This window comes from Nonomuraea zeae (genome assembly GCF_005889725.1).
GTDB lineage: Bacteria > Actinomycetota > Actinomycetes > Streptosporangiales > Streptosporangiaceae > Nonomuraea > Nonomuraea zeae.
Map to the genome: position 1 here is coordinate 1 of NZ_VCKX01000348.1, position 11,699 is coordinate 11,699.

The window sequence follows — 11,699 nt, forward strand, 5'->3', positions numbered from 1 at the left end:
GCCCCGAACTCCTCCGCCGCCCGCCCGGCGTCCCCTTCCCCGTAGGAGAGGACGCCCAGGTGGTAGCGGACCGAGCCGGCCCCGTCGTGGTGGCCGATGGCGTCGTAGTCGCGTTCGGCCAGCTCGAAGGCGAGCCGGGCGCCGGCGGCGTCGCCATGGGCGCGGCGGCGGCGGGCGATGCGGTACCACTCGTCGGCGGGCTCGCGCCGCTGCCCCCTGCGCCGGACGATCTCCACCAAGCGGGTCTCGCAGGCGGCGGCCTGGGCGCGGTGACCGCGTCCGGCCAGCAGGACGGCCTGCGCGTCGAGCCTCCCGCACGCCTCCTCCCAGGCCCCCGCCGCCTCCAGCTCGATGGCGCAGGCGGCCATGCGCTCCCCGGCCGCGACGAGGTCGCCCTGGTCGACGGCCGCCCTGGCGGCGTGGACGAGGGCGAGCGCGGCGGCCTCGGTCTCCCCGAGCCCGAGATGCAGGTCGCGGGCCCGGCCCGCGCACGCCACGGCCCCCTCGGGGTCACCGGCGGCCAGGTACGCCTCGGCCGCGTGCCCCTGGTGCGCCGCCTCCTCGGCGGCCAGCCCCGCGCGCTCGCACAGGCCGGCCGCGCGCAGGTGGTGCTCCACGGCGCGGGCGGCGTCGCCCGAGCGCAGGTGGATGCGGCCCATGGCGCCGAGCTGGCGCGCCTCGGCCTGGGCGTCACCGAGCTCCCGGTAGACCTCCGCCGACCGCCCGAACGCCGCCAGCGCCCTGCCGGGCTCGCCGAGCTCCTCGTGGTTGGCCCCTTCCCTGGACAGCGCGTACGCCGCCCGCGCCGGCAGCCCCGCCGCCTCGAACGCCTCCGTCGCCCAGCCCAGCACGCCGCCCGCGGTGTGGAAGCGGCCCAGCTCGGCCAGCCGGGCCGCCACGCCGAGCAGCACCTCGCCGCGCTCCCCCGGCGTCCCGGCCCGCCGGGAGGCGAAGCGCAGCAGCTTGAGGGCCACGTCCTCGTCCGGCGACGACAGCGCCAGCTCCGTCGCGGCCCCGGCGAGCTGCTCGTCCAGCGGCGCCGCCTCGGGGTCGTCGAGCACGGCGCCGATCACCGCGCTGAGCTCGGACCGCAGGTCGGCGTCCCCGTCCCTGGTCAGCGCCAGCTCCAGCGCCTCGCCGAGATCGCGGGTGCCGCCCTGCGCCGAGAAGCGGGCCAGCAACGCCCTGGACAGGGTCCGCTGCGCCGGGTCCTGGTCGCGTGCGGACTTCATGGCCAGCTCGACGCCCTGCCGCGCGGATCGTACGGCGTCGTCCAGGTCTTCCGCCCGCCGCTCCCCCTCCGCGTGCGCGGCGCGCCACCGCAGCACCTCCGACACCAGCCCGTACGCCTCCGTCCGGAAGGCCGGCCGCTCGCCCTCCTCCAGGGCCGCGCGCAGCGCGGCGACGGCCTCGTCGGCGCTCTCCGTGGTGAGGCGCAGCTTGAGCGCCTGACCGAGCAGCAGCAGGGCCTCGGGCCTGGCCGGGTCCCGCTCGCCGCAGGCGGCCAGGGCGGCGCGCGCGGCGGCGATCGGCTCGGCGGGGTCGCCGCCGGTCACGACGGCCCGGCGCAGCAGCGCGTTCGCCAGGCCGGCCAGCACCGTGGCGCGCTCGGGATGCCCGGCCGGGGCCTGTCCGGCTGCCTCGCGCATGACCTCGACGGCCACGTCCAGATCGGCGAGGTCGCCGCTCACGCCGTAGCGCCGCCAGCGCCGCTCGCCCAGCAGCACGAGCCGGACGACCGGATCGGTGCCCAGCCCCCGCTCCGTCTCACTGGAGGTGACGTGCAGCGCCCCCAGCATCTCCGTCCCCGCTTCGAGCGAGCGCTCGTCGCCCGTGACCACGAACCACTCGATCAGCCCGGTCGCGTACGGTGCCAGCACGCCGGGATGGACCCACTGCTCGTGCCAGAAGTCCACGGCGCACTGCCCGGCCCTGATGAACGCCAGCAGGTCCCCGTCCAGGCAGGACAGGGCCGCCCGCGCCTGGGTGAGCTCGGCCAGCGTCAGCAGCGCCTGCGACCTGTCCTGGGTGCCCGGCAGGCTCTCCGCCACCGCCAGGTAGGCCCTGACCAGCTCGGGGTCGCCGGGCGCGGCGAGGGCGAGCGCCGCCGCCAGCTCACCGTGCCCCGCCGCCCCGCCCCGCCCGGCCAGCGCCGCTCTGAGCAGCACGTGCACCGCGTCGCCGATGACCTCCCGCGCGCCGGTGAGCGCGTGGAGGCGCACCAGCCCGGCGCCGAGCAGCTCCAGCGCGCCGGGCGCCCACGCCGGATCGGCCGCGCGCATGGACTCCTCCAGCAGCAGCTGCCCGAGCCGCTCGGACACCTCCTGCGTGGGCCGCATCATCGCCCGCCGCACCAGGGCGTGGATCAGCAGCCCCACGTGCCGGTAGGCGTCCGGGTCCACGTGCCTGAACACCTCTTCGACCAGCCCGGCCCACGTGCCGGCCGCGTCGTCCGGCGTCCGGCCCGAGCCCCGCAGCTTCTCCGGCAGGCGGCCGGGATCGAGCACGGCCACGGCGGCGAAGAACGCGCCGGCCACCGAGGCCTCCCGCGTGGTCCGCGGGTCGAGCCGGTAGCGGGCCAGGTGCAGGATCCCGATCAGCCGCCAGGTCGCGGCGTCCGAGCGGTCGCCGGCGCACGCCAGCATCGCCTGCTCGGCCTCGACCAGCGCCGCCGCGTCCCAGATCAGCCCGGGATCAGCGTCCTGTTCGAACCGCTCGATGCGGGCGGCCAGCATCTCGGCCGGATCGGTCATGCGCACAGGCTCTCACCGGCGTGCGCCCTCGTACAGAACCGCCCTTTACGTTGTCAGCTCGATGAAGGAGACGCCGGGCATGGGCAGCTCGAACGAGAGCGTGACCGTGGCCCCGCGGACCTTGGCCGCAGGCGCGGCCTCGGCCAGCGTGGCGGCGGCGCGGAGCCGGTCCCACTGCTCGCCCGACGGCCAGTCGCCGCCGCCCATCTCCTGCCAGGCCGCCTCCACGTTGGAGTGGTCGTGGTCGATGCGGTGGTGGGTGAGCGTGTGCTCCCCGTCGAGCCCGTCAAGGGTCAGCGTGACCGTCCGCGCCAGCTCGGGAGCGCCGCCGGCCTGGGCCTGGTCGAGGGTGCCGTTCCAGATCAGCACGCCGATCCGCCCGTCGTCGTGCCTGGCCGCCCAGGCTTCGACGCCGCCCGCGTCGCCGCCGAGTGTGGCCGCCAGCTCGGTGTCGCCGAGCCTGGCGGCCAGGGCGAGCGCGTGGAAGCGGGGCTTGCGCAGGTTCCCGACCGTCAGCAGCCCGAACCCGCCGTGGAACAGCCGCGGCGGCTTGCCCAGCTCCTCGAAGTGGTCGGAGACCACCCAGTGCGCCAGCGCGTCGATCCGGCCCGCCGCCGACTTCATGCCGTGCAGCAGGAACGTCGCCCCGAACGGCCCGTCGCCGATGCCGTGGAAGTGGGTCGGCGTCGGGCCCCACTCGGTCCACCAGATCGGCACGTCGCGCCCGTGCCTGGCCAGCGTGGGCCGCCAGTCGAGCGGGGCGTTGCCGTAGGTGTGGGTGGAGACGAAGTCGAGCGCGGCGCCGGACTCGGCGACGTGGTCGAGCAGCTCCTCCACCCAGCCGTTCGCGGCCGAGGCGGGACCGCCGACGCGCAGGTCGGGGTGGACGTTCTTCACGGCCGCGGCGGTGACGTCGTAGAGCAGGAAGTACTCCTCGGGCGTGCCGGACCAGAAGACGGCGAGGTTCGGCTCGTTCCAGACCTCGAACGCCCAGTGATCGATCAGCTCGTGCACGCCGTAGCGGGCCGCCAGGTGCTCGACCAGCGCTCTGACCAGGTCGCCCCACGCCTCGAAGTCCTTCGGCGGCGAGATGATCGCCTCGTAGCCGAAGACCGTCTTGGAGGGGTCCGCGGCCAGGTCGCGCGGCATGTAGCCGAGCTCGACGATCGGCCGCAGGCCCAGGGCCGTCACCTTGTCGTAGACCGCGTCCACGCCGCTGAAGTCGTAGCGGGCCTGCCCGTCCACCTCGCGGTAGACGCCCAGGTCGTCGCAGAGGATGGCGTGCGCCCTGACCGTCTCGACGCCGAGCTCGTCGCGGGCGATCCGCAGCGCCTCCGCCAGCTCGGCCCCGATGGGCCTGCCGCCGCTCTCGTCCGTGCTCAGCAGGTACGACAGGTGCTCGGACCCCACCATGTACGCCCACGGCCGTGCCAGCTCGCGCGTCGCCTCCCGCGCGTCCACGTGGATGGAGACCGCGGCCCCCTCCCCCGGCGGCAGCGGGGCCGCCCGCACCTCCGCCGAGAGCGGGCCCGCGTGCTCCATCCCCGAGACCGCCGCCACCGAGTAGGCCGCGCCCTCGTGACCCGTGTCCACGTACCGGCAGGACGGGACCGCGGGCACGTCCACGTCCGGCTGCCCGACCGGCGTCCCGTCCCTGTGCACCAGGTAGCCGATGGCCTCAGGGACGGGGTCCCAGGTCAGGGTCACGTGCCCGGCCCCCGGGACCGCCCGGAGGCCGGACGGCGCCGCCAGCTCGGGCGCCGAGGACGTGGCGAGCTCGCCGGACGCCTGGCCGATGCGCTCCTGCCAGTCGCGATGCGCGGCGGTGTCCATCAGGTGACTCCTCGTTTCACTGGGTGGGCGGGACGACGTCCCATTCCTCGATCTTCATCACCGGGCGGAGCTTGGCCTCCACGCCGGAGCCGGCGAAGTAGCGGTGCAGGTTGCCGCCGGTGAGCACGTTGCCCAGGGCGGCCATGGCCATGCCCTGGTCGAGCGCCAGGTACCACTTGGACACGACCCCGGAGCGGACCGCGATCGCGTCGTAGAAGCCGCCGGGGCCGTAGGCGTCGAAGTTCGCGCGCAGCTTGGCCAGGTTGGCCAGGGCCGCGGTGCGGGCGTACGGCAGGGCCAGGAAGCTGGCGTGCGGCGTCACCACGCCGTCGCCGTAGGCCGTGGGCTCCGGCTTGGCGGGGCGGCAGCCCTCGTAGCCGGGGTCGGTGCTGGTGCGTTCGGCGTCGGAGGTGTAGCCGGGCTCGTCCATGCCGAGCGGGTCCACGCCGTACTCGCGGTAGCCGCCGTGCGGGTTGTTCGACGGGGAGAAGCCCCAGTAGCCGTACTTGGCCTCGTTCAGCCCGTGCTCGATCTGGGCCCGCACGAACACCGGGTGGTTGCGGCCCCAGCTCCGCGGGGCCCAGGCGGCCTCGGGGACCACCAGGTCGGGCATGAGCGCCTCGAACATCGAGCCGCCCCAGTTCGGGACGTACCGCATGCCGCGGTAGGCGTAGGTGCCCTCCCAGACGTTCACGCCCAGGTACGTCTTCCACGACCCGACCGGCTTCTGCTCCTGCCAGCCGAAGTCGCAGCCGTTATCGGGGAAGGTGCGGTAGGGGCCGAAGTAGCTCTCGCGCGGGAGCTGGCCGAGCGCGATGCCCACGTACTGGCCGATCCGGGTCTCGGCGGGCGCGCCGTAGTGGTGGCACGTCGAGTAGACGGTCGTGCCGGTGCCGGCGTAGTCGCTGGCCACGTGGCAGCCGTCGGGCGGCTCCGGCCAGAAGCCGCCGCGCAGCAGTCCCGTGCCCGCGTCGGGGCGGGCCGCCGGGTCGTAGTAGGAGGCGAAGTTCATCGAGGAGAGCAGCCGGCCGGCGCGGGCGGCCTGGGCGGGGACGGCGTTGCGGACCATCATCAGCGCCGTGGCCAGCCAGCCGTTGTCCACGCTGGAGGCGAACGGCCGCACCGTCTCGCCGGTGTCCGGCCAGGTGCGGACGAGCTGGAGGGTGGCGGGGTCGTACCAGTTGTAGAACTGGCCGGTGGGGGCGTTGCGCTCCAGCCGCTCCAGCGCCGCGAGCACCCTGGTCACCCGGCTCGCGGCGTCGCGCGAGCTGATCAGGCGCAGGTCGCGGGCGGCGAGCGTGCTCCACAGGTACGTGGCGGCGTTCGTCGGCGAGGTGACCTTGGCCCTGGTCCTGAGGTCGCCGGTCACCTTGTCGGCAGGCAGGCCGGTGGCGGGCTCGACCATGGCGGTCATCGACCGCCACGTGTCCTTGGCGTAGCGCAGCAGGGTGGCGTCCCCCGAGCCGTCGGCGTTGGCCGCGGTGGCGGGGACGGCCACGGCGAGCACGAGTAATCCGGACAGAATCGTCTTGCGCATGAGGGGCTCCTCTTATTTGAGGCCGGTGGTGGCGATGCCCTGGATGAAGAAGCGCTGCAGGAAGACGAACAGGAACAGGATCGGCGCGATCACCACGACCGACCCGGCGACCAGCAGGTTGTAATGGGTGCTCTCGTGGCCGTTGAGGATGTTGAGCGCGACCGGGAGGGTGTACATGCTCTCGCTCTGCGCGACCACGGCCGGCCACAGGAAGTTGTTCCACGAGCCGAGGAACGTGATCAGCCCCAGCGTGGCCAGCGGCGGCCCGCACAGCGGCAGGATGATCGTGAAGAAGATCCGGAACTCTCCCGCGCCGTCCACCCTGGCCGCGTGGATCAGCTCGTCGGGCAGGTCGGAGATGAACTGCCGCATCATGAACACCCCGAGCGGGGTCACCACCGTCGGCAGGATGATCCCGACGAACGTGTTGACCATGCCCAGCTTCGCGATCAGCACGAACTGCGGCACCATGAGCACGATCGCCGGGATCGCGAGCTGCACCAGCACCAGGCCGAAGGCGATGTTCTTGCCGCGGAAGGAGAGCTTGGCGAAGGCGTAGCCGACCATCGAGCAGAACAACAGGTTGGTGGCGACGAGCACGAGCGCGATGAACAGGCTGTTGGCGAAGGCGCTGCCGATGTTCACCCGGTCGAACAGCTCGGTGAAGTTGTCCAGCGTCCACGTCTGCGGCCAGAACGTCGGCGGGTCGCGCCTGATCTCGTGCTCGGGCTTGACCGAGCTGAGCGCCGTCCACAGGAACGGCCCGGCGACCAGCAGCAGCCCCACGCCGAGCCCGAGGTGGACGACCGCGCGCTGGCGGCGGGTCCGGCTCATCTGTTCCTCCCCAGCCTCAGTTGCAGCACGGCCAGCGCGACGATCACGGTGAACAGCACGGTCGCGGCGGCGCCGGCGTAGCCGAAGTTGCCGACGCCGAACTGGTTGAAGATGGCCAGCGAGGCCGACAGCGTCGAGTTGAGCGGCCCGCCCCTGGTCATCACCAGCGGCTCCTCCAGGAACTGCATGAAGCCGACCGAGCTGTAGACGGTGCAGAACAGCAGCACGGGACGCAGCGACGGCACGGTGACCGCGCGGAATCGGGCCCACCGCCCGGCGCCGTCCACCTCCGCGGCCTCGTACAGCTCCCTCGGGATGGTCTGGAGCGCGGCCAGCAGCACGACCATGTTGAAGCCGAAGCTGCGCCAGGCCGTCATCACGATGATCGACGGCAGGGCCGTGCTCTCGCTCTGCAGCCAGTTGGGGCCCTGGATCCCGGCCAGTTCGAGCAGCCGGTTGACCAGCCCGGCCTCCGGCTCCAGCAGGAACTTCCAGGCCACGGCGATGCCGATGATGCTGGTGATGTTCGGCAGGTAGTAGCCGAGCCGGAAGAACGCGGCCGGCAGGCGGGCGATCCCCGAGTTGAGCAGCACGGCGGCGGCCAGCCCGAGCCCGATGGTCAGCGGCAGGGCGGTGACCACGAAGACCACGGTGTTGACCGCCGCCCTGCGCATGGCGCCGTCGTTCATGAGCCGCAGGTAGTTGTCGACGCCGACCAGGTCGACGGCGAGCGGGTCGGTCACGTCGGTGCTGCGCATGTCGGTGAAGCTCATGCCGATGCCGACGAGCAGCGGTCCGAGGTAGAAGACCACGAACAGCACGACGAACGGCAGGATGAACATCCATCCGATGCCGGCCTGCCGTAAGGCGCCCCTGACCTTGACGGGGGCGGGGGCGGGCGGCGCCTGCCTGGTGAGGACGGCCATGTCCGCGGTCCCGGCCTACAGGCCGGTGCCGATCGTGGCGGCCTGCGACTGGATCGCCTGGACCGTCTGCTCGGGCGTCTGCCTGCCGCGGGCCAGCTTCTCCAGCTCCGCCTCCAGGACCTTGGCCACCTGCTCCCACGTCGGGAACGGCGGCGGCGTCTTGGCGTCCTTGAGCTGCTCGCCGAAGACCGCGAGCTGCTTGTCGGAGCTCAGCTCCGGCTCCTGCCAGGCCGCCTGCACCGCGGGCAGCGCCTTGACCGTGGTGTACCACTTGGCCTGCACCTTCGGCTCGCTCAGCCACTTGATGAACGTCCAGGCCGCGTCGCGGTTCTTCGCCTTCTTGAACACCGCCATGTCGGCGCCGCCCACGAAGCTCGTCCGCGAGACCGGGCCCTTGGGGTAGATGGCCACGTCGAACTTGTCCTTGAAGCCCGGCCCGCCGTCGTTGTTCAGCACGCCGACCATCCACGGGCCGGAGAAGAAGCCGCCGACCTCGCCCTTGATGAAGCTCTGCGGGAACGCGCCCTCGGGCGTGTTGTTGGGGGCGAGCTTCTGCTTGAACAGCGACTCGTACTGCTTGAGCGCGGTGAGCGCCTGCGGGGTGTCGAACGCGTACTGGCCGTCCTTGACGATCTCCCCGCCCGCCTGCCAGATCAGCGGCAGCACCTCCTGCCAGGACGCGCCGAGGGTGTAGCTCTGGTTGAAGCCGTTCTTGGCGCCACCCTTCTCCTTGAGCGCCCTGGCGAACGCGGTGAACTCCTGCCACGTCTCCGGCGGCTGCACGCCCGCCTTGCCGGCCTGGTCGGTGCGGTAGTAGAGGACGCGGGTCTCGACGTACCAGGGGACGCCGTACGCGGTGCCGTTGACGTCGACCGTCTGCCAGGCGCCGGGGAAGAAGAGGGACTTGTCGACCAGGTTGCCCGGCGTCGGTTCGAGCGCGCCGGTCTTGGCCAGCTCGCCCGACCAGGTCGAGCCGATCATGCTGATGTCGGGCGTGGCGCCGCCCGCGATGGCGGCCGTGAGCTTGTCGTGGGCCACGTCCCAGCCGATGGCCGTGACGTTGACCTTCATGCCGGGGTTGGCGCTCTCGAAGTCCTTGGCGAACGCGCCGAGCGCCTTGCCCTCCTCGCCCATCGCCCAGACCGTGATCTCCCCCGTGACCTTGCCTGTCGTGACGTCCTGCGCCTGCTCCGGCGCTCGTTCGGCGCTGCGGCCGCAACCCGCGGCCAGGATCGCGATCGCCAGCGCGCCCGTGACGGCGCGCCGGGTGGTGGTGTTCACGTGGATACCTCCTGGGGGTGGTGACCACAGCTGGAACGCACGACCAGCTCGGTGGTCAGGATGAGGTGGCGTGGGGTGTCGCGGACGCCCGTGATCAGCTCGTCGAGCGCGCGGGCGGCGCGGGCGCCGAGCTCGCGCATCGGCTGGCGTACGGTGGTCAGCGCGGGACGGGAGTGCCGGGCGGCCATGATGTCGTCCCAGCCGGTGACGGCCACGTCGCCGGGGACGTCCAGGCCGAGCTGCTCGGCCGCCAGCAGCGCGCCGAGCGCCACCTCGTCGTCGGAGCAGACGATCGCCTCCGGCCTGTTCCGGCCGCCCAGCAGGTCTCTGGCCGCCTCGAAGCCGCAGTCCACGGTGTATTCGCGCGTGGGCACGGCCTCGATCGCGCCGCCGAGCGCCGAGCGCACGCCCTGCCAGCGCTCGTCCACGTCGTCCTGGCTGGTCAGGGGCGCGCCGAGGAAGGCGAAGCGCTCGTAGCCGTGCCCGGTCAGGTGGGCCGCCAGGGCGTGTGCCGAGGCGGTGTTCTCGCTGCGCAGCGTGTCGGCACCGGGCAGCGGCTCGCGCGAGATGAACACCAGGCGGACGCCCAGCCGGACCAGCTCGGCGACCAGCGGCTCGGGCACGGTGTGACCGAAGATCAGCAGGCCGTCGACCCGCCCGGCCAGGTCCTTGATCAGGTCGTTGACCTTCGTGCGGCCCTTGGTCGACAGGATGACCACCGACCGGCCCAGCTCGGAGGCGACCTCCTCGTAGCCGAGCAGTACCTCGGTGTAGTAGGGGCCCGCGAGGTCGGGGAAGACGATGCCGTTGGCGGCGTGGCGGCCCTCGGCCAGGCTGACGCCGAGGCGGCTGGGCGTGAAGTTGAGCTCCTCGACCGCCTTGAGCACCTTCTCGCGCGTCTTGGCGGCGACGGGGCCGGTGCCGCGCAGCGCCCTGGACACGGTCGCGATCGACACGCCGGCCCGCTTGGCCACCTCGTAGATGGTCACGTCCATCAAGCGTCCCCTTTGCTGTGTAAGCGCTTTCATCACTCTATGTGTAAGCGCTTACATAAATGCAGTGTGCCAGGGGCGTTAACTTCTCGTACAGACCCCGGCGAGTAACGGTGAGGTCACGCCGCCGCTGGGTAGTCCTCGAACATGCTCTACGGCAAGGAACACGTCCGGCGTTACCAGGAAACCGACGGCGCGGAGGGGCACGACTGGAACAACACGACAGTCCTCCTCCTCACCACCAAGGGCCGCAACTCCGGCAAGCCCTACACGACGCCGCTCATCTACCAGCAGCACGGCGACGACCACATCGTGGTCGCGTCCAAGGGCGGGGACCCCGACCATCCGGAGTGGTACAAGAATCTGCAGGCCAATCCCGAGGTCGGGGTGCAGGTGAAGGGCGACAGGTTCAAGGCGCGGGCCCGCGCCGCGGACGAGTCGGAGAAGCCCGAGCTCTGGCAGCTCATGACCAGGACGTGGCCGGACTACGACAACTACCAGCAGAAGACCGGACGCGAGATCCCGGTCGTCATCCTCGAACGCGTCGAGTGAGCCCGGCCGATCCGGCCCGGCCCGTCGCGCGCATCACGGGAACGCGGGGGCCGGGCCGGTTCGTTGAGCGGGCATGGCTGACATCCCCTACGACCGGAAAGAACAACTCAAGCAGATCGAGAGCGGGCTCCTGCAGGGCGAGCGGATCATCGCCGTCTATGACGCGATCGGGGCGGGCACCGGGTTCCTCGGGCTGACCGATCGGCGCGTGATCGTGCAGGACAAGTCGTTCGTGGGCAAGCGGATCGCGATCACGAGCATTCCGTACGGGAAGATCTCGGCGGTGAGCGTGGTGAGCAACAAGTCCATCGCCGGCGGGTTCTTCTCCTCTGGGGCCATTGCCATCCATGTCGGGACGCACACGTATGAGGTGGACTTCAGGGGGGACAACAAGGCGCACCACGTCCACAACGTCATCCTTCACTACATTTCACAATCCTGAGCGAGGCCGAGGTCTCTTTCCACGGGGGTCTCTTTTAGGGGTCTCTTATAAGGAGGCGCGCTGGTGGGCCGAGCCGTACGGCTCTCGATCGCGGCGGGGACCGCGCTGCTGGCGCTCACCGCGTGCGCGGGGACGCCCGGACGCGACGGCCCCTCCCGGGACCCCGGCCACAGCGGTGGGCCATCCGGCGCGTCACCTGACGGCGCCGGCGGGTCGATCACCCCCGAGCCCGTGACCGGGTCAGGCCTCGCCGAGATCTCCGCCCGCCCGGACCGGTGCGCCCAGCCCGCCGCCGCCGACCTGCGGGTCTCGCCTGGCGGGCCCCGCTGGCGGGTGCTCTCGGCGGGCGAGGGGCACGGGCGGCTGGACGACCTGGCGGTGGGCGGCGACGGCGCGGTGTGGGCGGCCCATTCCACCCAGCGCGCGACGGCCGGGGCGGTGGAGACGACGTCCGACGGGCTGAGGCGGTGGGACGGCGCCCGCTGGGAGTCGTTCCCGCTGCCGGGGGCGGCGGTCACGACGGTGGGGGCGATGTCGGGCGAGCTGGCG

General features: G+C 72.4%; 9 protein-coding genes and 1 pseudogene. 3 read left to right on the forward strand and 7 right to left on the reverse strand.

The annotated features are described in order from the left end of the window. From ETD85_RS53795 to ETD85_RS53825, 7 genes are all read right to left on the reverse strand, one after another. The coding region (locus ETD85_RS53795) for a hypothetical protein (protein WP_420847349.1) at positions 1–2,753 on the reverse strand (2,753 nt) is incomplete at its 3' end. 45 nt (positions 2,754–2,798) lie between these two features. Then, entirely contained in the window at positions 2,799–4,586 is a 1,788-nt protein-coding gene (locus ETD85_RS53800) for a GH39 family glycosyl hydrolase (protein WP_138697604.1), read from the reverse strand. Between the two features lie 16 nt (positions 4,587–4,602). Further along, on the reverse strand, positions 4,603–6,123 hold the full coding sequence (locus ETD85_RS53805) for a glucoamylase family protein (RefSeq protein WP_138697605.1): 1,521 nt from the start codon (positions 6,121–6,123) through the stop codon (positions 4,603–4,605). A gap of 12 nt (positions 6,124–6,135) precedes the next feature. Beyond that, positions 6,136–6,957 carry a carbohydrate ABC transporter permease gene (locus tag ETD85_RS53810; protein ID WP_138697606.1) on the reverse strand — a complete coding sequence of 274 codons (822 nt, stop codon included), beginning with the start codon at positions 6,955–6,957 and terminating at the stop codon, positions 6,136–6,138. Next, positions 6,954–7,883, reverse strand: coding sequence for a carbohydrate ABC transporter permease (locus tag ETD85_RS53815; RefSeq protein WP_138697607.1), 930 nt, complete (start codon positions 7,881–7,883; stop codon positions 6,954–6,956). Before ETD85_RS53815 ends, ETD85_RS53810 begins: the two co-directional genes overlap by 4 nt. Before the next feature lie 15 nt (positions 7,884–7,898). Further along, positions 7,899–9,164 (reverse strand): sugar ABC transporter substrate-binding protein, encoded by a 1,266-nt coding sequence (locus ETD85_RS53820; RefSeq protein ID WP_206059462.1) that lies wholly within the window; start codon positions 9,162–9,164, stop codon positions 7,899–7,901. Beyond that, entirely contained in the window at positions 9,161–10,159 is a 999-nt protein-coding gene (locus tag ETD85_RS53825) for a LacI family DNA-binding transcriptional regulator (protein WP_170247346.1), read from the reverse strand. The genes ETD85_RS53820 and ETD85_RS53825 overlap by 4 nt, the downstream gene beginning before the upstream one ends. Before the next feature lie 144 nt (positions 10,160–10,303). Here ETD85_RS53825 and ETD85_RS53830 point away from each other — a divergent pair, with 144 nt between their 5' ends. The 3 genes and pseudogenes from ETD85_RS53830 to ETD85_RS53840 form a co-directional block, all read left to right on the forward strand. Next, positions 10,304–10,708: a nitroreductase family deazaflavin-dependent oxidoreductase gene (locus tag ETD85_RS53830; protein WP_138697610.1), complete on the forward strand. Its 405-nt coding sequence runs from the start codon at positions 10,304–10,306 to the stop codon at positions 10,706–10,708. Between the two features lie 73 nt (positions 10,709–10,781). Continuing rightward, a complete protein-coding gene (locus ETD85_RS53835; RefSeq protein WP_138697611.1) occupies positions 10,782–11,150 on the forward strand; it encodes a PH domain-containing protein in 369 nt (122 codons plus the stop codon). A gap of 63 nt (positions 11,151–11,213) precedes the next feature. Beyond that, positions 11,214–11,699 (forward strand): annotated as a pseudogene (locus ETD85_RS53840) (hypothetical protein); the annotation flags it as partial.

Coding starts and splice junctions, on each gene's coding strand:
- ETD85_RS53800 (WP_138697604.1), bottom strand. CDS start 4,586: ATGGACACCGCCGCGCATCGCGACTGGCAGGAGCGCATCGGCCAGGCG.
- ETD85_RS53805 (WP_138697605.1), bottom strand. CDS start 6,123: ATGCGCAAGACGATTCTGTCCGGATTACTCGTGCTCGCCGTGGCCGTC.
- ETD85_RS53810 (WP_138697606.1), bottom strand. CDS start 6,957: ATGAGCCGGACCCGCCGCCAGCGCGCGGTCGTCCACCTCGGGCTCGGC.
- ETD85_RS53815 (WP_138697607.1), bottom strand. CDS start 7,883: ATGGCCGTCCTCACCAGGCAGGCGCCGCCCGCCCCCGCCCCCGTCAAG.
- ETD85_RS53825 (WP_170247346.1), bottom strand. CDS start 10,159: ATGGACGTGACCATCTACGAGGTGGCCAAGCGGGCCGGCGTGTCGATC.
- ETD85_RS53830 (WP_138697610.1), top strand. CDS start 10,304: ATGCTCTACGGCAAGGAACACGTCCGGCGTTACCAGGAAACCGACGGC.
- ETD85_RS53835 (WP_138697611.1), top strand. CDS start 10,782: ATGGCTGACATCCCCTACGACCGGAAAGAACAACTCAAGCAGATCGAG.